Here is a 24,494-nt window from a genome sequence, read left to right as displayed (position 1 = left end):
GAGAACAATCAAAAAACTGGAGAATAATCTGGAGAATCTATGCAACTTAAACAATCTAACCAAGAACTGTTACAAATTGAGTATTTAGCCACCGCTGCTACGGGACAAAATATAGTTAAAGATGATGGCAAAGATGTGATTGAAGGATTAACTAAAACCCCCAAAAGTTTACCATCTAAATATTTTTATGATCGGCAAGGTTCGCAACTTTTTGAAGCAATCTGTCAATTGCCAGAATACTATCCCACTAGGACAGAAGCGGCTATTCTCCAAGAATATGCTCAAGAAATTGTCGCTTATACAGGAGCCTGCGAATTGATAGAATTAGGTAGTGGTAGTTCCACTAAAACTCGTCTGTTATTGGACGCTTATTATCAACAGCAAAAATCCTCTAAATATGTACCTATCGATGTTAGTGAAACTATTCTCAAAGCTAGTGCCATAGAATTACAAAAAGAATATCCTAATTTACCCATTCAGGGGTTAATTGGAACCTATGAACAGGCCCTAGCCTATTGTCAAACCCCTTCCTATAATACCAGAATGATTTTTTTCTTGGGAAGTTCGATCGGTAATTTTTCTGCGGCTGAATGTGATAAATTCTTAGAAAAAATTGCCACTGTCCTAAAAGCTGGAGATTATTTTTTATTAGGGATTGATCTGCAAAAACCGGTGGCAATTTTAGAAGCAGCTTATAATGATTCTCAAGGGGTGACGGCCGCTTTTAATTTAAATATGCTTTCCCATTTAAATTGGCGTTTTCAAGCTGATTTTAATCTTGATTTATTTAGTCATCAAGCTATCTATAATCAAGAGCAATCTCAAATTGAAATGTATTTAATTTGTCAAAAAACTCACCCTGTTCACCTTAAAAAACTCGATTTAACAGTTAATTTTGAAGCGTCGGAAAGTATTTTAACAGAAATCTCCCGTAAATTCAACCTAGAAACTATGCAAAAAGACCTAGAATCAAAGGGATTAAACCCGCTCAAGGTTTTCACCGATCCTGAAAATTTATTTGGGTTAATTCTCTGTCAGTTATCCCTGTAATTAACGAAAACATTATCATCAGTAATAGAGGCACAAAAACATGGAAAAGATTCAAGCACAGGCTCCTATCTCTCTAAGTAACTGTAGTCGAGAAAATATACTGGACTATTTTGAAAATGCTTGGCAATTAGAAGATATGCTGTTAAAAAGCATCATCAAAGAAGAAGCTTTTTATTGTAACCCTGACGATTTAAGAAATCCCCTAATTTTTTATTTAGGTCATGCTGCCGCTTTTTATCTGAATAAATTGCAGCTGGTTAACCTATTAAAAAAAAGCCCTAATCCTGACTATGAATTATTGTTTGGAGTGGGAGTAGATCCGGCAACTCCCGCAGAATTAAACTCTGCTATCGCTCAGATTCAGTGGCCTAGGGTGGATAAAGTTTGGGAATATCGGCAACAAGTCTATGAAATTGTGGTCGAAATAATTAAAAATACCCCCCTTAATCTTCCTATTCATCCGCAGCATTCTCTCTGGGCATTAATGATGGGAATTGAGCATCAGCGTGTTCACTTTGAAACATCTTCAATGTTACTCAGACAACTGCCCTTAGATTGTCTGCAACGTCCTCAAGGTTGGCATTATGCCCCTTCTTTTGGTCAAGCTTATCCTAATCAAATGGTGAAGGTTTCTGGGGGAATAGTGGAAATTGGTAAACCCCAAGATTCTCCTATTTATGGTTGGGATAATGAGTATGGTTATCGTCAAGTTCAAGTTAACAATTTTCTGGTGAGTAAATATATGATTACCAACGGAGAATTTAAAGAATTTGTCGATAATGGTGGTTACGAAAATCCCAGTTATTGGGATGAGGAAGCTTGGCAATGGAAAAATCATTATCGAGTCAAATATCCTAAATTTTGGCTGGTAGATGAGGGAGGAAATTATCAATATCGAGCCATGTTTGATGTTCTCGATTTACCTCTGGATTGGCCGGTAGAAGTGAACTATTATGAAGCGATCGCCTACTGTCGTTTTCAAGGTCAAGGAATACGTTTAATGACCGAAGCTGAGTGGAATTTAGTCACCTATGGCAGTCAAAAAAATCGATGTTATATCCTAGAAAACGATAACTTTGATGACTATAACCTCAATTTAAAATTCTGTTCTCCCACTCCCGTGGGAATGTTAAAAAATACGGGCAATAACTCAGAAATTTATGACTTACGCGGTAACGTCTGGGAATGGCTAGAAGATGATTTTAATCCCTTAACTGACTTTCAACCCCATTACCTCTATGCTGACAATTCCACTCCTTTCTTTAATAGTCAACATAAAATGATGTTAGGAGGAGCTTGGGTGACTAACGGCACAGAAATCCTACCCTACTATCGCAATTGGTTTCGCCGGAATTTTTATCAACACGCTGGTTTTAGAATCGCGCAAAGTCTTTAGGTGGGGTGTGGGGTGTGGGCTTCGGCCGTGAGCTCAGCCGAACGGGTGTAGGGTGTGGGGTGTGGGGTTTTACCGATTTTGAGGGGGTCAATTACCTAATTTTCAGGGAAAAAGTGCCTAAAATTTCCCTGTGATTACTCTAAGAGTCGGCACTTTTTGATGTCAAAAAAGCCTAAATATATTATCCAACAAGGTTTTTAGATTTATTCTGCAAACTTTAGGTAATTGCCAATTTAAAAAAGAATTCCTGGAACAGTCGCCCCTCGATCGCTACAATAGAACCTAATAGAATGCGGATAAACTCGATCGCCATGAATCAACCTGCAATTTTTCATCTCGCTATTCCGATCACCGATGTGTCCACCGCTAAAAGCTTTTACTGTGATGGTTTAGGTTGTTTAGCGGGAAGGGAAACCGAGAAAGCGATTATCTTAAATTTCTATGGTCATCAGGTAGTCGCTCACGTCACGGAAATGCCTCTTACTCACCAAAATAGCATTTATCCTCGCCATTTTGGTCTAATTCTGCCAGATGCCAGCGATTGGGACAATCTTCTCGCACAAGCACGAGTCAATCAACTCAAATTTTATCTAGAACCAAAAACTCGATTTGCTGGGGAGATAACCGAACATAAAACCTTTTTTCTGGAAGATCCTTTCTATAATCTCCTCGAATTTAAACATTATCGCCACTACGAAGCTATTTTTGCCAGTCGGCAATTAACAGCGATCGGCGATCGAGCTTAAAATAAACAACAGGTGACTTTTTTGTCAGGGGAACTTCCCTCAGATTTTCTCATCAAAACCCAAAAAACCTTGGCTGGCAATGATCAATTCTTAGGAAATCTATGAAAAAACTTTTATTGTTAACCCTATTCATTATCGGTCTAGGATTTGCTCTCTTTAACTTTACTGGATTAGCAAATCGGGGCGAATATCAATCAATTTTGATCGACTTTAAGGACGATGTACCCGTCAGCGTCCTCGATGAGCAGTTAAATGCTATCAACAAAAAAGCGGGAAAAACCACCAGTTTAAATAGTATTTTTTCCATCGATGAACATCTTTACACCGTGGCAGGAGATAGCAAACTTCTGAAAACTCTCCGCAATTCCGACCTAAAAAAATACACTGAATCGATCGAACCCGATTATATTTATCATGCTTTTATCGCCCCTAACGACCCCGACTATAGCAAACAGTGGAACCTGCGAGGAATTAACATCGAACGCGCTTGGGAAGAAAATCATGGTGAAGGGATCACCGTCGCCGTTATTGATACAGGAGTATCAAAAGTTCCCGATCTGCGAGAAACCGAGTTTGTGGAAGGCTACGACTTCGTCAACGATCGCAGCAATGCCGAGGACGATAACGGTCACGGAACCCATGTAGCGGGAACAATTGCCCAATCGACCAATAATAACTACGGGGTGGCCGGCATCGCCTACAAAGCCAAAATTATGCCCCTCAAGGTGCTTTCCGGGACGGGTGGGGGAAGTGTGGGAGATATTGCCGAAGCGATCCGTTTTGCCGTCGATAATAAAGCCGATGTCATCAATATGAGTTTAGGGGGTGGAGGTGAAACCCAAGTAATGAAAGAGGCGATCGAATATGCCTATAGTAAAGGTGTGGTAATCGTCGCTGCTGCCGGTAATGCCGATGATAATTCCGCCGCCTATCCTGCCCGTTTTCCCCACGTTATCGGCGTTTCTGCGGTAGATGCCTCCGGAAATAAGGCCCCCTATTCTAATTTCGGAGCCGGAATCGATATTGCTGCCCCAGGCGGCTCCGATACGGGTAAAATTATCCAAGAAACCATCGATCCCGCTAAGGGGGGGGAACCGGCGTTCCTCGGTTTTCAGGGAACCAGCATGGCAGCCCCTCACGTTGCTGGGGTGGTAGCTTTAATCAAAGCTGCGGGAATTAAAGAACCCAGTGCAGTTTTAGAGGTTTTGCAACAGTCAGCCCGTAAGATCAATGATGATCCCTTTAATCATTTTGGGGCCGGACAATTAGACGCGGGCAATGCCCTACAATTGGCCCTAAAAGGACAGATTACTTTCCGGGATTTTTGGCGTTGGTTGCGCGATAACGGTTATCTCAATCCCCGTTTCTGGATTGATGGCGGCGCGGTGGCGGTTTTGCCCAAAATGGCCATGGTTTTGGGTTCTTATCTTCTTGCTTGGTGGCTAAGAAGTTATTTTCCCTTCTCCTGGAACGGATTTTTGAATGCTGGTCTAATTTTTGGCAGTTCTGGCTTATTTTTCCTCAGAGGTCTTTATATCTTCGATTTACCCCAATGGCCTTTCCGAGTCATGGGGAGTTCTCTTTCCGACCTAGGAGGCGTTATTCAGGGAAGTTCTGCCCTTAATCCGCTTTTTGCCAGTGTTATCCTGCCTTTTGTCCTGATTGCCCTGCTTTTAGGTCATCCCCGTGCAAAATGGTTGGCGGTGGGGGTTAGTTTAGCCATGGCGGTGAGTTTAGGTATCAGTGCTGTTATCGATCCTACTCTGATCTGGTTAGGTTCCGGTAGAATCGCTCAGGCATTTTTGGGCGTAAATGCGCTTTTATGTCTCGGTTTAGGTTATTTAGCCCTAAAAAGTGCTACTTCCTCCCGATACGCTTAAACAGGGGTTACAATGGGACAACAAAGGTGATTTACCGATAAAAACCTCTTTGGTTTTGGTATCTTCCTTTTGTTTTGCATTGAGTTCTCCTACAACAGCAGCCTCGGACATTAACCGAGGTTTTTTCTTTATGGTGTATCTTAGTTTCTAAGGGTTTTTTGGGAATCCTCAATGCCTATGCCGAAAGTTTTCGCCAATATCCCCTCGAATCATCCAGCTTATCTATTTCTTGTCTAAGGTGTCTATCGTGTCAAATCATAAAATTCTCGTTATCGATGACAGTAAAGTGATTAGGATGCGCGTTCGCGATATGTTACCAGAGGGTAACTTTGAATTTCTCGAAGCTAAAGACGGATTAGAGGGCTATAATCTCATTCGTACCGAAAACCCGAATTTGATTATTTTGGACTTCCTTCTCCCAAAAATGAGCGGTTGGGAGGTGTTTCAGCAAATCCAAAGCGAAGATAATCTCAAAAGTATTCCCCTAGTGTTGATGTCGGGACGGAAAGAGGAGCTAGTAGAGAAAATACCCGAACCTTTCCAGTATTTTGCCTTTATTGAGAAGCCTTTCGACCAAAAACAATTGATACAAGCGATTAAAGAAGCGATAGCCAAGGCAAAACAGTATTCTCCCAAACCAAAAGTTTCTAGCCGGAAACTAGAGGAACTCACTGGGGATTATAGCACCGATATTCAGAATCTCCATGCCCAAATTGCCCAAATGCAAACAGAAATGGAAACTATCAAGAAACAAATGTCTCAATTAGTGGCTTTTATTAAGAAAAAACTGGACTAGAACTATTCATCCCGATCTTTGGTGACTTGGGCAAGCAGTAATCCTTATCCGGTGTCGCTAATCTCTGGCTAATCTCCTATCCCTTTTCAACAAGATTTAGTATAATATGAAGTGGTATTTATTTAGTGAGTGACTAAGAAGTTATTAATTCACTGATAACTAATTATGAATTGGCAAGAAATAGCAGGTAATTGGGTTTTTCTCCCCCGTCGTCCCCGGGGTATCATTCACTTTTTAGGGGGGGCATTTGTAGCGGCGGCCCCGAATATTACCTATCGTTGGTTATTAGAAAGTCTTGGTAATTCAGGATATGCTATTGTCGCTACTCCCTTTGTTAATACCCTCGATCACAAATCGATCGCCCGCACAGTTTTAAACCGTTTTGATAATATTATTGAACGTCTGCGCTGGAATCATAGTCTGCCCCAAGGTTATCTCCCCATCTACGGATTGGGTCATAGTATGGGTTGTAAACTGCATTTATTAATCGGTAGTCTCTACGAAGTGGAACGGGCGGGAAATATCCTCATTTCCTTTAATAATTATCCCATTCGTCGGGCTATTCCCTTTATCGAACCTTTACAAATTGACACCACTTTTAACCTCGAATTTACCCCTTCCCCCGAAGAAACAAACGAGTTAATTTTCCAAGATTATGCCATTCGTCGCAATCTTTTAATCCGTTTTCAAGACGACACGATCGATCAATCGCTGGTATTAAATCCCCTGCTAAAAAAACGTTTTAATGATTTAATTGCCCTGCGAACTCTCCCGGGTAATCATCTCACTCCCTTGAGTCAAGATGTCAGTTGGCAAACCGGAGAAGTATTTACTCCCCTCGATGCGATCGGCCAATGGTTAAAACAGGGACTTGCCCGGGATAATTCCCGTCTCAAAGATGAGATTCTCCAGTGGTTAAATCCCGTCCTTCCAGCCTCTCGTTAGCTTTCCTCTAGATTAATCCCCAGGGCCTGTAATTGCGCCTCTAAGCGGGCTAATTTTGCCTCAGCTTCCCGGGCCCGTTGCCGTTCCTGTTGGGCTTGCTGTTCGGCGGTCATGGCCCTTTGTTCGGCTAATTCAGCTTTTTGCTTGATTTCTAGGGTGGTCAAAAACCGGGAGCCATCGGGATAAAAAATAGCTAACTGGGGACTCTCCAGTTGAAAACGAATCTGTAGAAGCGGACTCTGCCAATTATCGATCGCGGCAATCATCTCCAATTGATCACCCCTGCGCCACCAACCCTGTAGATAATTAGCATCGGGATCGTAGAGATAATATTCTTCTACGCCAAAACGCTGATAAAATTGCCATTTTCGGCGCATTTCCGCTTTAGTGTTGCCCGGAGAGAGAATTTCAAAGACCACCTGCGGCGCAATCTGGTTTTCTAACCATTGCTTATAGGAACCTCGATCGCCCTTGGGTCTGCCAAACACCACCATAGCATCCGGCGCTTGACAGGTTTTATTATCCCCCTCGACCGGATACCACAACAAATCGCCGGCGATAAACACATGGTCATTCTCTGCGAATAAACATTCGAGATTTTCCTTAATCGTCACAATCCAGCGAAATTGTTTGGTATTATCGGCCATCGGTTTACCATCACTATCGGCATAGATAATCTCCGACTCAGAGAAAGATTGGGCTTTTACCATCGTTCTACTCCCTAGCGTACTAACTATTTAGTATAATATTAAATTCCCTGACGAAAGAGGGCAAAAGCCGAGGTATAACCGTGTAAAAAAGTACGACCGGCCACCGGCCCGATTTCTCCGTTGCAAAAGAAACCGGCGAGGGGAACATTGGCGAAATAACGCTGAAAAAGACCCGAATCAAAGTCCGGTTTTTCGTAGAGATTTTCCCCGCGGCCGAGACAGGAAAAGATTAAAGCACCTAGTACCTCTGAACTGTCGGGTTTTTCTCGGGGAAAAGCTTGCAGAAGTAATTCTAAATCTAGAGCGGAAGTGTCGGCATCGCGCAGGTGAAATTGTACCCGCTGCCCCGGACGAACTCGATCGCCAATTGCGATCGCACCTTGGCGAGGATCTACTCCCAAAACATTGCGAATTAAGAAATCTCCGGCCCGCAACTGCATTTTAAACTCATCCCTAGCAATACCGATAAAAAGGGAGTGTTGCGCTAATTCTCGGTCTTTTTCGCTCAAGGAGGCAATTAAATCCCGCAGTAGATTTAAAGGTGGTTGCGAAGTCCCATCGGCCCCTTTACCGGTCATGGAGATGATAATATTTCGTTCTCCCTCACTCACCTGATAAATCGGTCCGATGGGACGACAACCCTGGGCGACGATAGTTTCGACGATAATATTGCCAGAAAGGGCGATTCCTACGGTTCCCTGACGATAGAGATAGCTATTACGCGGTTTTTGTTGATCGTGGTAGAATAGACCCCCAGAACGTTCGATCATGCCACCACTGACTAAACCGCCGATTTTGGCCGAACCGGGGTAGGCAAAATCCAAACCCTCTAACAGATCATTGATGCGACTGGAAAAAGGATCGGCTAAAAGGATAAATTGGGGATTTTTGGCCGCTTCTACCCCTAATAATTCTGTCCAACTAGAGGGGGAACTGTCGAGATCGGGCATTTCCGCCGCTTCGATATAGAAGGGCTGCACTTCCACATTAGGCAAATGGGCGACGGTGAGACTTAAAGCCGGACTCGCTTCGATTTCTCGCGCTTTTTCCCTGTCACCCATGCCGACAATCCCCGCCCCACCGCAGCCGATCAGCACAGGAACAGGGAGTTTATCCAAGATTAAGGGAACTAAACGGGGATAGTCGCTGGCATAGGCAGAAGAAATAAAAATTATGGCTAGATCTGCCGATCCAACTAACTTATCTGTCACTTTTTCCACTACTTCCGTCACCGCCGCTTCTAGGGAGGGACGGGTTGACAGGGCATTAATCCACTCGATGCGATCGCTCATGTTTCTTGACCCCAAATTTGGTCTCAATGGTCAAAGATGATCATCTTAACAATAAATTAACCTAAAAATCCTATCCGCGCCCCTAGATGGCGCAATAAATTGTAGAATTGTCATGACGTGAGCCAATAAGGCCGCAAGGGATTGTCAGTTATTTTAATCATATTTAATCTTAAAATAGAGAATTGTCCCCGCTAAGATAAAAGTAACAAAATTAGCAATAATAATCGGTTTACTGTTCATATAAAGGCCGTAGATGAGCCAAAGAAAAACCCCCAGACAAAAGCAAATAAACATAGTTAAGGACAAGTCCTTAGCCGAACGATAACGCCAAGTTTTAATCACTTGGGGTAAAAAGGAGACAGTGGTTAATATTCCCGCCACGATCCCGATTAGTTCAATAATATTCACCGATTATCCTCTTGGCTCAGTTTCTCTCATTTTAAACTGTTGACTATCTAAATTGCTGGTTAAGACGGATCTCTGGACATCATCGGGTAAAGTGTTGGTAAATGTGACATTTTTTCCCATTGTTTCTATTGAGCGATTACTATCACCGAAGTGCCGATTTGTACCTTTTCAAATAAAGCCTTTATATCTCGATCGCGCATCCTGACGCAACCGTGGGAGACGGCCTGGCCGATGAGATTTTCTTGCGGTGTACCGTGAAAACCGATAAAATTCGCGCCATCGGTCCAAAATCCAATCCAACGGGCCCCTAAGGGGTTGTTTTTTCCCGATGGCACCAGTTGACCAGTGAAAGGATGTTCCCAGACTGGTTCCCGCACCATCTGAATCACCCTAAATTGTCCCGTCGGGGTTTCCCAACCCCGACGACCGATCGCCACTGGGTAAGAAGCAATTATTTTCTGTCCTTGGTAAACAAAAACCCGTCTTTTTTTTAAATTCAGCAGCAAACGGGTTTCCGTTCGAGTTACCGTGGTTGCGGGAAGGGAATTGCCCAGACTAACGGGGGGATTGAGGAAAAATTCCCCTATTCCTAGACATAAACAGAGAATTGGCAGAAAAACTCGCATCTGATACCAGCAAAGTCAAGATTTTTTATCCGTATTCTAATCTGATTGTGAAGATGTCAAACCAAAGTCGATCGGAGGACCTTGAGAGGGAAGGATAAAATCGCCGTCGAGTTAGGCTAATTCGGTTACACTAATCCATAGCTAGAATATTAACTTTTGTAACTATGACCGCCGCTATTGCTCTCGATCGCGTTTCTAAAATCTATAATAATCTCCCGGTAGTTAACGAGCTTTCCTTTGCTATCGAAAAAGGGGAAATCTTTGGTTTACTCGGTCCCAACGGTGCGGGAAAATCGACGACAATCCGCATGATTATCACCCTAACCGAAGCAAGTCAAGGAGAAATCGCAGTGGCGGGGTATGATGTGAAAAAATACCGCGATCAGGTGAAAAGAAATATAGGGGTAGTCTTGCAACAGATTAGCGTTGATGGGGAATTAACCGTCTGGGAAAATATGGAATTTCACGGCCGGATGCACCATATCCCCAATCCCCAGAGACAGGAATTAATTGATCGCTATTTAGATTATGTCAGTTTAAGCGATCGAAAATCTGCCCTTGCCAAAACTCTTTCCGGAGGAATGAAACGACGTTTACAGATTGCTCGCGCTCTTCTTCACGAACCAAAAATCCTCTTTCTCGATGAACCGACTGTGGGTTTAGATCCCCAAAATCGTCGTCGTTTGTGGGAAGTAATTCGGGATTTAAACCGGCAAGGAATGACAATTTTGTTAACCACTCACTACATGGAAGAAGTGGAATTTCTCTGTCAGGATAACGCCGCAGGAAAACCGGGCAGAATTGGCATTATGGATGCGGGCAAATTAATCGAATTAGGAACTCTAACGGATTTTCGTGCTAAGTATGGTGAGGGTTTAGTTATCAAACAAGTTGGCGATAAAATCGATTATAAATTCTTCCCCACCGTGGCTGATGCTAATGCCTATCTCGACACTTTGAGCGATAAAACTGGAGTAATGTGTCGCCCTTCCAACCTCGAAGATATCTTTGTGGAACTGACGGGACATCAATTAGATTAAATTCTTGGTTTGGCCGTTAGGAAGTTGTTCAGTTATCGGTTTTTGACTCCAGTTTTTCTGAGATTAGCTCTGTTTAAATCGGCATTTCTTGGCTTTGATCTGGTGTCAATTTTATGGGGCAACCTGATAAGCTAAGACACATTTTAACTGCCTATCCTTAGATTAGCTGAATTTCCCCCAATCCCTTTACTGTTGCCTCTTGCCTCATCTCAACAAGCAATTTAAATACTTAACAGCTTAGAGTCTAGGTCAATTAGCTGAGGCTGTCCCTAAAAACCGAATTCAACCCTAAAAAAAGATGCTTTTAGCAATTTTTAAGCTTTTTGAGCCAGATAAATCGACCAAGAAGGGAACTTTTTCTGGAGAGGGAGAGTCGTCGGGGACTGGATAAAAACTAGAGTACTCCCTCGATCGATAGACAAAATTGACGGTAATCGTTTAGAATAAGGCACTGAATACTGACGAGATGACAATTATCCCTATGACCGATCTCCAAGCAAAAACTAGATGGTCAACAGCGCGGCGATATTACGAATTGCTTAGTGTTTTAGTGGAACGTAATCTCAAGGGACGCTATCGGGGTTCTTTTCTGGGGGTTTACTGGTCCTTGTTAAATCCCGTGATTATGACGGCACTATACACGGCAATTTTCGGCACGGTTTTCGCCTCTTATTTTGATAATTCTCTAGTTAACTATGTCCTAGCGGCTTTCACTGGTTTAGTAGTAATAAATTTCTTTAATGCTTCCACTAACCAAGCTTTACCTAGTATCGTTGGTAATGGCAGTATTTTAAATAAAATTCGTCTGCCGGTTAGCATTTTTCCCGTTTCGATGGTAGTGGCAAATATTTTTCAATTTGCTATTAGTATCTTTCCCCTTTTGGCCATAGTAACTCTCTGGAAGTCTCAAAGTTTACTTAATGTAATTGCTCTGATTTTTCCCGTGATCGGTCTTTCTCTGGTTTGCACGGGAGTGGGTTTCTTTGTTAGTACCCTCTACGTTTTCTTCAGAGACTTACCCTATTTTTACGAAATTGTTTGTTTTGTCGCTTGGATTAGCAGCCCGATTTTCTATCCTCCAGAAATTATTCCTCCCTCCGTACAACCATTCCTGATATTAAACCCATTATTACCAGTAATCGAAAGTATTCGCCAATTGTCCCTTTCCCCCGGATTACCGGATTTTAGTTTGATTTTTCAATCTCTACTCGGTGGGATCATTATCTTAGGAATTGGTTGGACTTGCTTCCGACTCTGGCGACATTTATTTATGGATTTATTATAAATGACAGAAGTAATTCGACTCGATCAAGTGTCTCTCGAAAGACGCACTCAAGAAGAATTTTCCTACGATCTAAAAAGGACAATCTTCTCTCTTCTTGAAGGTAAATATCGTCAACCAGCCAAAAAATTAGTTCTAGATGATATAGATTTAGTCATTAATTCTGGAGCGAAATTAGGTATCATTGGAGCTAATGGCGCAGGAAAATCTACTCTCTTAAAAGTTATTTGTGGTATTCTAGAACCAACAAAGGGACAGGTGAGAGTCAGGGGACAAATTGCCTCTCTAATTGAATTAGGAGCGGGTTTTGATCCAGATTTACCAGTAAAAGATAATATTATTCTCTATGGGGTAATGTTGGGATTTTCTCGTCAGGAAATGAAGGAAAAAACCAAAGATATTCTCGACTTTGCTGAGTTAGAAGAATATATGGGAGCGCCGGTGAAATCTCTTTCTTCTGGGATGGTGGCTCGTTTAGGATTTGCGATCGCCACAGAGGTTCACCCCGATATTCTTATTCTTGATGAAGTCCTTTCCGTAGGGGATGAAAGTTTTAAAAATAAGTGTAAACGACGTTTAAAAAAATTCTGGAATTCTAACGCTACTATTTTAGTAGTTTCCCACGATTTGACTTTAATTCAAGAGTCTTGTGATCAAGCAATTTGGCTGAATAAAGGCCAGTTGCAATGTCAGGGTGCATCGGAAGATGTAATCAAGTTTTATTTGGATTCCGTGCATCAAAATGAAGTTAATTTTTAATTAAGTAGGTAATCTCAATTAATTTATCTACGTTTGGCTCTCTTGGGTTTGGTGGGTAAAATGTATTATAGGGTACATTCCTGCTGGCGGTCGCAACGCGCTCGCTACGCGAGACCAACTGGAACGAACCACAAAGACCCAAAGGACAGAAAGATTGATCGCTTCTAGATAATCTAAACTTATCACACAAAGAATAAGAGAGCCTACGTTTTACTTAGTCGAAAACGCTGTAAAAAAATAAAAAACCTCGGTGTCCAGCCGAGGTAGCGCTAAGTTATGTAGGAGAACTCAAGCAAATCTGTCAATGGGGTAAACCCAAACCCCGAAAACTTTTTTAAGCTAGTAGGCCAAGCTTTTTGCTGTTATCTCGGACTCAAGGAATCATCTTCTGTCCTATACTCTTCGAGACAATCTGAACTGGCTTGGTGTCTTGGCTGTTTTGCTTTAACTTTTAGTTCATGTAAATAAATGTAACAATATTTTTACAAATTGTAAAGAAGAATTGACAAAATAAAACTTATAGGATGTATAAGCTAAGTTAATATTTTTCGCTGATCGAAGCTAGGGAGGTAATATATAGGGAGATTGGTTCACTAGCGTGACAAGGTGTACCCAGAATGTCCTATTTGTTTTTGTTACCACTGTTCACCGCTGCCTTGGCTGCCTATTTCTGGCAGAAGTCCAGCGATGAGATCGCTTATCTCGCCAGTGCCGCCACGGTAATCAGTTTAGTGTTGAGTCTGGTTTTAGCTCCTTGGCAGATTCAGCTATTAATTCTCTTGACAGTTGTGATTGTCGTCACCTTTTTATGGCAAGGACGAGAAGAGCAGAAGAATGTCCCCGTCCCCACTCCAGAAACCGCTGGCGAGAAAAAGTACCGTGGGGCCGCCTATATGGAGCAAACAGTCGCTGAGGCTCCTGTCAAGGAACGGGGGGGTAAATATCGCGGTGCGGAGGTTAAAATCACCAATAATCCCACGGTGGCTAACCCAATTCGCTCCTCATCTCTCAAATATCGCGGTGCTGGTTCGGCAAACAAGGACCAGTAAGTGAGTTATCAGTTATCAGTTATCAGTTATCAGATTTGAGTTTTAAGTTCACTGATTGGGTGCATCTTATATTTGTGATTTTGGTGAGCAGCAGAAGTTATTAAAAGAGGGCGAATGCAATTCGCCCCTACAATAATATTATTGAGATGCCCCCACTTCCTACTTCCCACTTCCTACTGGTCTTGTATATACGGCTGATTATTCTTGAGACAATTGTAGGCTTTTTGTAGTTCGATTCCCAGATAACCGATATGTTCGGGAATGATTGCGGGATTAGTAGCTGCAAGCTCGCGGATTAATTTCAGGGGATTTTTGCCTTGATAACAGGCGACAATTTCCCCACTGCCGGGGGTAGTTTGTTGGACGAGAATTTGTTCTTTTTCCACGGAAATCAAAAAGTTACCGCTAGGGTCAAAAAAATCGCGCTGATTGACAATTTTATCGTACTGGGTGGCGATTAATCGTTCGACATTCTCCCAAGTATCATCGTATATATGGGCCGATTGGCTAATAGTAATCAATGGACCCATTGATAAATTGTAGTCAGAGTGCTTGCTAATCTCATCCCTAATATGTTGCTGTAAAGCACGCAATCCCATGGCATTTGCCGGCCAAGCGGCAAACATATCATTACTTCTAAATATTGCGGTGAGGGATAATTCATTTTCCACCACTCGCACCCAAATATGATTTAAACAGGGACTACCTCCCTTTTCGTGGTCTTTCACATCCCAGAGGGACATAACTGCACTGGCTGCGTCAATTTCTGAGATTAATTTATTGATAACCTGTGCAATTTGATCCCGTCCAAACCAAGAGCGCAATCTTTGACCATAGGTGTATTTAACTCCTTCTGTACAGGGAGAATCATCGAGAATTTGTCCAATATATTCGGTGAGAAAAGGTCTATCTATAGGCAAATAATTAGGTTCGGGAAAGTAAAAGTCTGGGGGTTCATCGGTGACAACGGCCATTAGGTCAATTAATTCTTGCCATTTACCATCATATCCTGTGGGTCTAATTGTGCCGGTGGTTTTAATCTTTTGGAGAATTTTTACCCAAGTTTCGGCAATAGTTTTGCCTTCAATGCGATGACCGTATCTTGTCCCAGGTAGCAAAGAAGGAAGATTTTCTAAGAGGGGAAAGATTAAGGGTTCTCCCCAAGTTGGTAAGGGAGATTGTTCTGCATAACTTTTGACCATTTCAATCGCTTCTGGGATGGATTTAACCAGTTGATATTGAATCGATTGACGTAATTTTTCGAGGGTTTCTCGGTCAATTTCTTTGTCAATATATCCCGTGATAGGAGAATTAATTAACCAACATTCTCTACCTGTGTCACTTTTTCCTAACTGAAATCCTTGACTAAAAAAATCTAGCAAACACTGACAGCTACCAGAGTTTTTATCTTCCTTGGTAGCGTTGAGAATAACTAAATATCTAACGTGGGGATTTGCGATTAAGTTTCTCAGCAGGGGACTAATTCCTCTGGTGGGACTATAAAGATTACCAATTACTGCGTATTGCTCGGGATTTAAATGTTTAGCAAGGGACTGTTTTACTGTCCATCCCGTGATAATTGCCGTTTGGCCGTGACCACAGATTAATTGATTAGGTTTATAGTGGGGTTGGTAGATGAATTTTGTTAGTGAGCTTTGACACTGAGCGTGTCGAAGTGTTGTCGAACTAGGGGTGGTTTCTATACTGAGCATGGATTTAAATTAATCGTTCAAGATAATTAATAATATTTTGGTGAAGGTGTTCTATTGTATCATTGCCATCCAGTTGTAAACAATTATCTTTATATTCTTTAAATATCTGGAGAAACATCTGACGAACTTTCATTAATTTTTCTTGTTTTTCGTACACTTCTGTGATGGCTCGGTTTTTAATTCTTGCCAGAGAAATATCGGGAAGAACATCGATATAAATGACTAAATTGGGATTGGGAAAATGTTGATTTAACTGCCGAATAAAAGCCAATTCTTCGGGATTATTGCCATTGTAGGCCAGGGAAGAAAAATAATAACGCGTAGTGATAACGTGGGTTTGTTCTTGCTGAATAAGTTTAAAAACACCATCGTGATCATTATATAAGTGATAATGGCGATCAGCTGCAAACAGATAAGCCATTTGTCGGTCAAATTGATTTTGATCTTTGATAGAAATAAGATTAGTTTGCATTATTTCTCGAATCAAACGACCGATGACTCCCTCGGAAGGTTCCGGACTTAAAACTGCTTTTTCCCCTCGCTTTAAAAAATATTCTTGTAAGAGTTTTGCTTGGGTACTTGTTCCCGATCCATCAATACCTTCAAAGACAATAAATTTCGCTTTCATAATTTAATCTTCCTTCTCAATCTAATTATCTAAATAATTGTTTTAGCCAAGTTAACCAAGATTTTTTTGGGGGGATTAATTCCGTCATTTCTCCGATAATCTCTCCCATACTTCCCCAAATATAAATATTTTTATTGAGGGATTGTATGGTTAAATTTTCTTGTAAAGCTAAACTGATGATACCGATCATTTCTGCCGCTTGATTACCGACTATTTGCGCTCCCAGTATTTTACCATCTTGTCGGTAGATTAACTGACAAAATCCCGTGGCTTCTCCCCAGATTTGCTGTGAGACCATATTTTTGATGGGATAGTTCATCATCTTTACCTCCTTACCATAGCTCTCCTGGGCCGCTTTTCCAGTTAAACCCACCCAAGCAATAGCCGGATCAAAAGCAATAAATGAGGGAATTTGATCGGGATTAAAGTTAAATTTTTCTCCCGTGAGCAGATGCTTGACTAACCCAAAAGCGGCCCGATGATTTAAAGTAGGATCGGGATAATTATTTCTGAGCAAATTTAGGGCATAAATGCGGGAATTATCGGTTTGTAATTGCTGATTAACCCTAATTGATCCTTGCTGTAGTTTAACTCCCACCCCAGCCAAATTTAATCCCTGTTCATCGACTTGATAATTACTGGCAAAAATGAGATCATCAACTTCGATAACACGATTGCCTAATTGTAACCATTTTTTACCCTTGATCGCTTTCACTTGACTAGGACAATAGCCTGGTAAAATCTTAATTCCTTCCGCTTCTAAAATGGCAGTAACTAAATGGGAAATTTCCCGATCAATATCCGGTAGTAGATAATTATCCTCGATAATTAAGCTAATTTCTTTCCCCAAACGTCGGAGAATTTGGGACAAACTCACAGCCATGCTGCTGTTACCAATAATTGCTAAATGTTGTCCTAAATTGTCTAAATTTGGCTCTTGCCAAAGGGTTTGAGCGGTAAAATAATTAACCTCATCTAAGCCGAAAATTTTCGGGACTTGCAGATAAAAACCCGGGGCGATAAGATAGTGTTTAGCCAACAATTGCCGACCATTAACCACAAATCTTAAATGGGGCAGCCGGACAAATTCCCCCCCACCCGGGATCACATCTATTCCTTCCGTGGCTAATCTTGCCAAAGAATGATTTTTATTAATAGTTTTATCTACTTCCTCTAACCATTGCCGCAACCGTTGCCACTGGGGATAAATAGCCGTTTCTTGCCAATGATTCAGCAGTTTATAGAGATGGATAATTTGGCTGTACCCCTTGCTAAAAATGTCCTCAGATGCCTCTAAATTGTCCCTAGAAGGCTGTTGCACTAAAGCCACCCTTTTTTTGAGGTGAACAGCCAACAAAGCCGCTTCTATCCCCGCAGGAGTGGCACCGATAATTACTAAGTCGTAAACCACAAATATAAAGTAGGAATCAGGAGACAGTATTCAGGAGTCAGGAGACGGTATTCAGGAATCGGAAACTTAAAACTCAAATCTGATAACTGATAACTGATAACTGATAACTGATAACTGATTACCGGCGCCGGTCTTGCAGTTTTTTATAGACATCTCGCAGGGGGACTTGATGATAGGCGAGGGCGACGAGGGTATGATAAAAAAGATCGGCCACTTCTGAGGCAATAGCATCGCCATCATTATCTTTGCAGGCCATGACCACTTCTGCCGATTCTTCGCCGATTTTCTTGAGAATTTTGTTATCTCCTCCGGCCAAAAGTTTACAGGTGTAGGATTCCGGATGAGGCTCGTCTCTGCGATCGCAAATTACCTTAAACAATTCCGAGAGGGTGTCGGCCGCTGGCGGTGATTTTTGCCAATTTACTTGATGAAAACAGCTTCTTTCGCCAGTATGACAGGCGATATCACCGATTTGCTCAATAGTCAGTAGGATAGCATCACTATCGCAATCGTAGCGAATTTGACGCACCTTTTGGATATGGCCCGAGGTGGCCCCTTTGTGCCACAATTCTTGACGAGAACGACTCCAATACCACGCTTCCCCGGTGGTGAGGGTTTTTTCGAGGGATTCCCGATTCATCCAGGCCATCATTAACACTGTAGCATCAAGATAGTCTTGAGCGATCGCCGGTACTAAACCCTGGGGATTATAAGCGATCGCGTCGAGGGGAATAGCGGAGAGTAAAGAGGACATCAGTTTTTCGCGGTCAAGAAATATGGTGGGACAAATTGCCCAAAGCTTAATTATATAGCCTTGAGGAATTCCCCTAAATGGCCGCACAGAATTACACTTTACGGTACTCTAATTTTTCCCACCCTAGGGGCGAATTGCCTTCGCCGGACAATGCTTGAGCTTGTTCAGAAAAAATTATCGAAGGGAGGGCAAAAATTATCGAAGGGAGGGCGTACGCGATACGCCCCTACAGAAGTTGAGTAAAAACAAAAATCAGGTCAAGACCTGCGTTACAATCAATACTTAAGGGAAAAGCTAAAAGCTAGAAATCCCCCCAGGGCATCTAACCTTTAGCTATTCTTGTTCAACGTCACAGTTATCAATGTGTGCAAGACATTGGTAACTGTTATTTTTGTCTCTTCAAGCGGGAAACCAATCCTAAACCACCCACTGCCAGAAGTCCGAGGATAGTACCCGGTTCGGGAACGTTAGGTATATATACTTGGTGGAAAGAATTTTGGAAACTCAATAGATTTTCACCGGACTTAGCGGCAAGGGTATTTGTGACGGTCAACAGTTTACGAGGGGGGATACCGATGAAACCGCTATCAGGGACCGGTAAGCCGTTAGTTGAAACTAACTCGAGCCCAGGTTCCTCAAGAAATGTCTCGGTTACAGTCCCGTAGGTGGCTGTTACGTTTGAATCTAGGTCAACCCCGTTAATATACCAGTTGGGATAAGTGGGAAGGATCTCGATTGTATATGTGAAAGACCCGGAATTCGGATTGTACGAAGTGGCACCGTCCATAGCATCGTATACGAAATCATACTCATCACCCATCTTGAGCAGCGCAACTTTATCCACCGCCTGGGCCCCAATGCTACCCGAGACGTACGTAACTTTTTTGTCCACTTCAACAAGAGGAATTCCGCTCGTCCACTCCGCCCAAGTTAACACCGCGGCACTCGCACTGGTAGCGGTAAGCACCGCGCCAGCGAGAACCCCGATCGCTAGAGAGCCAGAAGCAAAAGTTTTGGTTAATTTGTTGGTTGTCATCATAACTGAATCATCCAGCCTTAATTGTGTGTACTATAGCCATCAAAAGAGGTCAGGCAAGCGTTAAGCTCGCTAATAACTTTTTTATTTAACCTGACAGAACTATAGCGAAACTTTTCAAAAAAAACAAGTGTTTTAGAGATTTGTTTGGCAATATTTATCTATTTTTTGTCCAATTTATAGGAGTTTTTCTTGAAAATAACTACCCAAAAATTGACAAATATACCCAAGATTTTTGGTGAAAGCTGGACAAATAAACAGGCTCTAGTTTTAAAAAATATCTCAAATTGTTACAAAACTTAATCAAGAGAGGGACAATGTATAAAACTTAACAGTTTTGATCGTTAAAACTGGAGTTGCATCAGAATTAAGAGACCCGCACTTTGATAATGTACCTTTTGGGCGAACACAGTTCGCCCCTACATTGTGGACAAAATCCGTTACTATCGCTCAGGTTTGCTGATCACCCTAAGTAGGGGGAGAGCCTTCGAGGGACCCCGCACGATAGCCTTGATAAGGGGGGTGTCTGATAATTTTTAACGCCTACCTAATCATCTCTATCTAAAGGGGGATGATTAATTTTCCTAACTCATGCAGACTCACCATTGTAGGGTGATACCAATATAAAAGTGGACAACCGACTGTCTAAAATTGGACAACCTTACTTCGATAAATTTCTTTAATTAAAACCGAGTTCTATACTATGAATAACCTCATCACTATTCGAGAAGCCTCCGATTTGCTTGGAGTTAGCATTAAAACCCTCCGGCGCTGGGAACAACAGGGTAAAATTGCCTCAATTCGTACCGTTGGCGGTCATCGCCGATTTCGACGGGGAGATATCTTACAATCTGCACAAGAAACTGGATTTATTGTGGGCTATGCTCGTGTTAATCGACCTGAACAAAAACTACAATTAGACACCCAGATAAAAGCGTTAGAAGACTTTTGTAGTCAGCAGGGTCAACCCTTTGAAATTATCACCGATATCGGCGACGGGGTCAGCCACAATCACCCTAATTTTATGCGTCTAGTGAAAATGATTTGTCACGGTGATGTGAAATCTCTAGTTTTAACCTATGCGGAAAGTGTTAGTCGCTTTTGTCATGATTTTATTTTGGGTTTGTGCGGTATCTTCAAAATCCAAGTCATTCTCCTCAATCAACCCCAGGAATCCATTGCAGCTGAGGATTTAGTCGAGGATATCCAATCCCTTGTCACCATCTGTTACAATCGTCTCTACCCGCTACATAATCCAGATCATCAGCAATTACTAGAACACCTAGGGGCGCTTAAGAATCTCCCCCCGGCTTAAAATTGTCCTTGGCGTGGGTTTCTCCTCCCTCTTTGTTGGCTGTCTGATGCCGCCTCTACTGTTCCCCGAACAACGGCCAAAAATAGTAATATTTTAGCTGACGGCTGACGGCTATAATAACTCTACATTAACGGCAGATGAAACTAGAAACCACGGCGATTAAACGGATTCTCGATGCTAACCTTGACCGCGCCAGAGAAGGACTGCGAATTATCGAAGAATGGTGTCGTTTTGGCTTAGATAATCCCGATTTAGCCCAAGAATGTAAAGAAATGCGCCATCAATTAGCTAGTTGGCACTCGATCGATCTTAAACGACATCGGGACACAGCTGGCGATATCGGCACAAATTTAAGTCATCCCAGGGAAGAAATCCGGGAGACTGTCGAGGGACTGCTGCAAGCAAATCTCGCTCGCGTACAGGAGGCTTTTAGGGTTTTAGAAGAATACGGTAAACTCTATGATCTGGAGCTAGGGATAGCCTGTAAACAGCTGCGCTATCGGGTTTATCAGCTAGAGAGTAAACTATTAATCTCTCCACCTCTGGAAAGACTGAAAGGATCTCCCCTCTATCTAGTCACTTCTCCCGCCGAAAATCTGTTAGAAATCGTTGAATTAGCCCTAAAAGGAGGTTTAAAATTGGTGCAGTACCGCCATAAAACCGCCGCTGATACCATTCGTTTAGAAGAGGCCGCTAAACTGTGTGAGTTATGCCACCGTTATGATGCTTTGTTTATTATGAACGATCGTGTTGATATTGCTAAGGCCATTCATGCCGATGGTGTTCATCTCGGCCAACAGGATCTACCGATTTCCCTAGCGCGGCAATTTCTCGGCCCGACGGCAATTATCGGCCGGTCCACCACTAATCCCCAAGAGATGGCCAAAGCAATCCAAGAAAAGGCCGATTATGTGGGAGTCGGTCCAGTTTATGCCACCCCTACCAAAGCGGGAAAAACCCCGGCAGGATTGGAATACGTCCGTTATGCGCGGGAAAATTGCCCTTTACCCTGGTTTGCGATCGGTGGTATTGATAGTAATAACATTAAAGAGGTTTTAGAGGCAGGAGCGCAACAGGTAGCTGTAGTCCGGGCCATCATGGAAGCGCAGCACCCCGATGTGGTGACACAACAATTATTAGACCAATTAAAGTAGGGTGTGGGGTGTAGGGTGTGGAAAGAATAAATAAAAATAATCTCCTGTCTCCTGTCTCCTGTCTCCTGACTCCTCCGATTAATTCATTTGTTCGTATCCAAATCCATGTCAGAAATAACCTTGCAAATCAACGGCAAAACTCAAACCTGTTTACCCGCAACTAAACTACCGCAAATGCTAGAAAATTTGGGCATGAATCCTCGGTTAGTTGCAGTGGAATATAACGGGGAAATCCTCCATCGTCAGTATTGGGAAAACACGGAAATCAAGGAGGGGGATAAATTAGAAATTGTTACTATTGTCGGGGGGGGATAAAATAATCAACAATCGACACTTGAGGGAAAAAACTTGTTAGTTATCGGTTTAATGAGTGGCACATCGGTGGATGGCATCGATACCGCTTTAGTGGAGATTAGCGGTACAGTGGAATCTCCACAGGTGCAGTTATTAGCAGGGGAAACCTATCCCTATTCCCCCCGATTACGCGAGACAATTTTACAAGTCTGTGGGGGAGAAAAGCTATCTATTGAAGCTTTAGCCAGCTTAGATGATAACATCGCCGCAGAATTTGCCCAAGCCGCCTTAAATATCCAAAAAGAAGCCCCAAAAGCCCAATTAATCGGCAGTCACGGTCAAACCGTTTTTCATCGACCCCCCGAAAACGATCGCCTCGGTTACACGGTACAATTAGGACGGGGAGCAGCGATCGCAAAAATTACCCGTATTCCCACCATTAGTAATTTTCGCGCTGCCGATATCGCCCAAGCTGGTCACGGTGCGCCCCTAGTGCCGAAAATTGACGCTTATCTGCTTTCTCACCCCACCAAAGCCCGCTGCGTCCAAAATATCGGCGGTATTGCCAATTTAACCTATCTACCCCCTCGACAAAGGGAAAATTGGCAGCAAAAAATTTTCGGTTGGGATACCGGCCCCGGCAATGTTCTTATCGATTTAACCGTACAATTTTTGAGCCAAGGCCAACAAACCTACGACCATAACGGTCAATGGTCGGCCCAGGGTCAACCCTGCTCCGAATTAGTTCATAAATGGCTACAGGAGCCTTATTTTCAACAATATCCCCCTAAATCCACCGGCAGAGAGTTATTTAGCCCCGCCTATCTAGCCCAATTGCGCGAGGATGCCCAAGCTTATTCCCTCAGTGATGCCGACTGGTTGGCCAGTTTAACCGATTTAACCGCCATTTCGATCGCCCATAGCTATCAAACCTTTTTGCCAGAAATGCCCGCGGAGGTGCTGCTCTGCGGTGGTGGCGCTCGTAATGCCTACCTGCGCCAACGACTCCTAACACATTTGGGGTCAAATGTCAAGCTTTTGACCACCGATGAGGTAGGATTAAATAGCGATTTTAAAGAAGCGATCGCTTTTGCCCTTTTGGCCTATTGGCGCTGGCACGATTTCCCCGGTAATTTACCGAAAGTCACGGGAGCAAAAGAGGCGGTTTTATTAGGAGAAATTTATCTATGAGCAGCATATATGAAATATTTTCAACAATTCAACGCCAAAGGGTCAGCGATGGGCAAATAGTGCCAATTTTAAGCGATTGTGCCGATTATAAACGTCTTTTAATTCTTGTTTGGCCGCAATTGGGAGATTTTGATAGTCTCGAATACGCTTGGTGGTTAGAAAAAGAGGCGGCCCTTTGGCAAAATGCCGGGATTACCATTCGTGCCATCGGTATCGGCGATCGCAATTCAGGTTTAAAATTCGCTGAATATACGAAATTTCGGCAAGATTGGCTTTTTGTTGACCCCAAAGCTGAATTACACAATTTATTAGGACTTTATCGCGGTTTATCATTAAAATTACCCAGATTTTCTCCCGGACAAAATGCCTGGTTAAATCTAATTTTGATGTGTGCGGGTGTGGGTAGTCCGGGGACTCTGGCCGAAGTGCTGCGGGGTTATCTTGGCGATCGCAAAGCCCCCCAATTAATTGCCGAGGAGGAAACAATACAAGCGCGGCCTTTACCACCTCTGCGGGGTTCCCTATTCAATCTTGCCGGGGGTCAGGGTTTTCAGCGACCTTTTGAATTAGCCACCCTGAGACTGCGTAATATGACTCAAGTTTTGGGCAATTGGTCAACATATATCCCCGATAGTAGTTATCTCACCCAACGGGGAGGGACTTTTTTGTTTGATAGTCAAGGAAATTTACTCTATGAGCATCGAGATGGAGGTATCTTGGGCTTTGCTGAGAATATGAGTTATCCTCTCGCTTTTTTGCGGGATTAAGCTTTTTTCTTCTCCATCTCGCCCACTCCTAACTCTTGCCTTTTAGCTTTTCTAGCTGATGGCTAAAAAACTTTAATGTTGTCCGACTACTTAATTACCTAAAGATTGATGAAATTAAGTAGGTAGGCGTTAAAAGTTGTCAGATGCCCCCCTTATTAAGGGGGGATTAAGGGGGGATCCCCCCGCCTATCGGCACCCCCCTTATCAAGGGGGGCAGGGGGGATCGAACCTAAAATCCATTTTTAATTTAATT

24 protein-coding genes are annotated in these 24,494 nt (G+C 42.8%); 15 read left to right on the top strand and 9 right to left on the bottom strand.

Annotated features, from left to right (window positions below):
• Nucleotides 1-39: 39 nt before the first annotated feature.
• The 6 genes from egtD (at nucleotide 40) to ACOCD9_RS08155 (ending at nucleotide 6,813) form a co-directional block, all read left to right on the top strand.
• Nucleotides 40-1,050, top strand: a complete 1,011-nt coding sequence (gene egtD, locus ACOCD9_RS08180; RefSeq protein ID WP_287702810.1) for an L-histidine N(alpha)-methyltransferase — start codon at nucleotides 40-42, stop codon at nucleotides 1,048-1,050.
• 40 nt (nucleotides 1,051-1,090) lie between these two features.
• Nucleotides 1,091-2,446: a 5-histidylcysteine sulfoxide synthase gene (ovoA, locus tag ACOCD9_RS08175; RefSeq protein WP_419547043.1), complete on the top strand. Its 1,356-nt coding sequence runs from the start codon at nucleotides 1,091-1,093 to the stop codon at nucleotides 2,444-2,446.
• A 311-nt stretch (nucleotides 2,447-2,757) separates the two neighbouring features.
• Entirely contained in the window at nucleotides 2,758-3,192 is a 435-nt protein-coding gene (locus ACOCD9_RS08170; protein WP_419547042.1) for a VOC family protein, read from the top strand.
• A gap of 101 nt (nucleotides 3,193-3,293) precedes the next feature.
• Nucleotides 3,294-5,072 (top strand): S8 family peptidase, encoded by a 1,779-nt coding sequence (locus ACOCD9_RS08165; protein WP_419547040.1) that lies wholly within the window; start codon nucleotides 3,294-3,296, stop codon nucleotides 5,070-5,072.
• A gap of 247 nt (nucleotides 5,073-5,319) precedes the next feature.
• Entirely contained in the window at nucleotides 5,320-5,868 is a 549-nt protein-coding gene (locus ACOCD9_RS08160) for a response regulator (RefSeq protein ID WP_194016700.1), read from the top strand.
• Nucleotides 5,869-6,033: 165 nt separating this feature from the next.
• The gene (locus ACOCD9_RS08155; protein WP_002758145.1) at nucleotides 6,034-6,813 is read left to right on the top strand and encodes a DUF1350 family protein; all 780 of its coding nucleotides are present in this window, start codon (nucleotides 6,034-6,036) and stop codon (nucleotides 6,811-6,813) included.
• Here the strand turns inward: ACOCD9_RS08155 and ACOCD9_RS08150 are convergent.
• From ACOCD9_RS08150 to ACOCD9_RS08135, 4 genes are all read right to left on the bottom strand, one after another.
• Nucleotides 6,810-7,523 carry a Uma2 family endonuclease gene (locus tag ACOCD9_RS08150; RefSeq protein ID WP_419547038.1) on the bottom strand — a complete coding sequence of 238 codons (714 nt, stop codon included), beginning with the start codon at nucleotides 7,521-7,523 and terminating at the stop codon, nucleotides 6,810-6,812. The two genes, ACOCD9_RS08155 and ACOCD9_RS08150, sit on opposite strands and share 4 nt — an antisense overlap.
• A 38-nt stretch (nucleotides 7,524-7,561) precedes the next feature.
• Nucleotides 7,562-8,815: an FIST signal transduction protein gene (locus ACOCD9_RS08145; RefSeq protein ID WP_287702799.1), complete on the bottom strand. Its 1,254-nt coding sequence runs from the start codon at nucleotides 8,813-8,815 to the stop codon at nucleotides 7,562-7,564.
• 153 nt (nucleotides 8,816-8,968) lie between these two features.
• Nucleotides 8,969-9,223: a SemiSWEET transporter gene (locus ACOCD9_RS08140; protein ID WP_002739519.1), complete on the bottom strand. Its 255-nt coding sequence runs from the start codon at nucleotides 9,221-9,223 to the stop codon at nucleotides 8,969-8,971.
• Between the two features lie 125 nt (nucleotides 9,224-9,348).
• On the bottom strand, nucleotides 9,349-9,849 hold the full coding sequence (locus tag ACOCD9_RS08135) for a L,D-transpeptidase (RefSeq protein ID WP_419547036.1): 501 nt from the start codon (nucleotides 9,847-9,849) through the stop codon (nucleotides 9,349-9,351).
• Nucleotides 9,850-10,013: 164 nt separating this feature from the next.
• Between ACOCD9_RS08135 and ACOCD9_RS08130 the strand changes: the two genes are divergently transcribed.
• From ACOCD9_RS08130 to ACOCD9_RS08115, 4 genes are all read left to right on the top strand, one after another.
• A complete protein-coding gene (locus tag ACOCD9_RS08130) occupies nucleotides 10,014-10,889 on the top strand; it encodes an ABC transporter ATP-binding protein (RefSeq protein WP_159252776.1) in 876 nt (291 codons plus the stop codon).
• A 481-nt stretch (nucleotides 10,890-11,370) separates the two neighbouring features.
• The gene (locus ACOCD9_RS08125; RefSeq protein WP_287702794.1) at nucleotides 11,371-12,174 is read left to right on the top strand and encodes an ABC transporter permease; all 804 of its coding nucleotides are present in this window, start codon (nucleotides 11,371-11,373) and stop codon (nucleotides 12,172-12,174) included.
• On the top strand, nucleotides 12,175-12,930 hold the full coding sequence (locus tag ACOCD9_RS08120) for an ABC transporter ATP-binding protein (RefSeq protein ID WP_002739797.1): 756 nt from the start codon (nucleotides 12,175-12,177) through the stop codon (nucleotides 12,928-12,930).
• A 617-nt stretch (nucleotides 12,931-13,547) separates the two neighbouring features.
• Complete coding sequence (locus tag ACOCD9_RS08115) at nucleotides 13,548-13,979, top strand: DUF4278 domain-containing protein (protein WP_419547034.1); 432 nt, start codon at nucleotides 13,548-13,550, stop codon at nucleotides 13,977-13,979.
• Nucleotides 13,980-14,152: 173 nt separating this feature from the next.
• Here the strand turns inward: ACOCD9_RS08115 and ACOCD9_RS08110 are convergent, their stop codons facing one another.
• The 5 genes from ACOCD9_RS08110 to ACOCD9_RS08090 all read right to left on the bottom strand — a co-directional run bounded on the left by ACOCD9_RS08110 (nucleotide 14,153) and on the right by ACOCD9_RS08090 (nucleotide 19,523).
• Nucleotides 14,153-15,691: a thymidylate synthase gene (locus ACOCD9_RS08110; protein WP_419547032.1), complete on the bottom strand. Its 1,539-nt coding sequence runs from the start codon at nucleotides 15,689-15,691 to the stop codon at nucleotides 14,153-14,155.
• A 4-nt stretch (nucleotides 15,692-15,695) separates the two neighbouring features.
• Nucleotides 15,696-16,319, bottom strand: a complete 624-nt coding sequence (gene tmk, locus ACOCD9_RS08105; protein ID WP_419547031.1) for a dTMP kinase — start codon at nucleotides 16,317-16,319, stop codon at nucleotides 15,696-15,698.
• A 25-nt stretch (nucleotides 16,320-16,344) separates the two neighbouring features.
• Nucleotides 16,345-17,730 (bottom strand): dihydrolipoyl dehydrogenase family protein, encoded by a 1,386-nt coding sequence (locus ACOCD9_RS08100; protein WP_419547029.1) that lies wholly within the window; start codon nucleotides 17,728-17,730, stop codon nucleotides 16,345-16,347.
• A gap of 118 nt (nucleotides 17,731-17,848) precedes the next feature.
• Nucleotides 17,849-18,484, bottom strand: coding sequence for a bifunctional phosphoribosyl-AMP cyclohydrolase/phosphoribosyl-ATP diphosphatase HisIE (gene hisIE, locus ACOCD9_RS08095; RefSeq protein ID WP_149988172.1), 636 nt, complete (start codon nucleotides 18,482-18,484; stop codon nucleotides 17,849-17,851).
• A gap of 385 nt (nucleotides 18,485-18,869) precedes the next feature.
• On the bottom strand, nucleotides 18,870-19,523 hold the full coding sequence (locus ACOCD9_RS08090) for a PEP-CTERM sorting domain-containing protein (protein ID WP_409805202.1): 654 nt from the start codon (nucleotides 19,521-19,523) through the stop codon (nucleotides 18,870-18,872).
• A 700-nt stretch (nucleotides 19,524-20,223) separates the two neighbouring features.
• On the opposite strand from ACOCD9_RS08090, the gene ACOCD9_RS08085 reads away from it, so the two are divergent.
• The 5 genes from ACOCD9_RS08085 (at nucleotide 20,224) to ACOCD9_RS08065 (ending at nucleotide 24,241) form a co-directional block, all read left to right on the top strand.
• Nucleotides 20,224-20,835 (top strand): IS607 family transposase, encoded by a 612-nt coding sequence (locus ACOCD9_RS08085; protein ID WP_419547026.1) that lies wholly within the window; start codon nucleotides 20,224-20,226, stop codon nucleotides 20,833-20,835.
• Nucleotides 20,836-20,972: 137 nt separating this feature from the next.
• Nucleotides 20,973-21,989 (top strand): thiamine phosphate synthase, encoded by a 1,017-nt coding sequence (locus tag ACOCD9_RS08080; protein ID WP_419547025.1) that lies wholly within the window; start codon nucleotides 20,973-20,975, stop codon nucleotides 21,987-21,989.
• A 105-nt stretch (nucleotides 21,990-22,094) separates the two neighbouring features.
• Nucleotides 22,095-22,304 carry a sulfur carrier protein ThiS gene (thiS, locus tag ACOCD9_RS08075; protein ID WP_002751314.1) on the top strand — a complete coding sequence of 70 codons (210 nt, stop codon included), beginning with the start codon at nucleotides 22,095-22,097 and terminating at the stop codon, nucleotides 22,302-22,304.
• A gap of 33 nt (nucleotides 22,305-22,337) precedes the next feature.
• The gene (locus tag ACOCD9_RS08070) at nucleotides 22,338-23,474 is read left to right on the top strand and encodes an anhydro-N-acetylmuramic acid kinase (protein WP_287704547.1); all 1,137 of its coding nucleotides are present in this window, start codon (nucleotides 22,338-22,340) and stop codon (nucleotides 23,472-23,474) included.
• Nucleotides 23,471-24,241 carry a peroxiredoxin-like family protein gene (locus tag ACOCD9_RS08065; protein ID WP_419547023.1) on the top strand — a complete coding sequence of 257 codons (771 nt, stop codon included), beginning with the start codon at nucleotides 23,471-23,473 and terminating at the stop codon, nucleotides 24,239-24,241. Before ACOCD9_RS08070 ends, ACOCD9_RS08065 begins: the two co-directional genes overlap by 4 nt.
• Nucleotides 24,242-24,494: the final 253 nt, after the last annotated feature.

The organism is Microcystis sp. (genome assembly GCF_048564745.1).
In the GTDB taxonomy this organism is placed as follows: Bacteria; Cyanobacteriota; Cyanobacteriia; order Cyanobacteriales; family Microcystaceae; genus Microcystis; species Microcystis ichthyoblabe_A.
The sequence above is the reverse complement of the archived record's forward strand: the minus strand, read 5'-3'. Positions and strand labels throughout refer to the sequence as shown.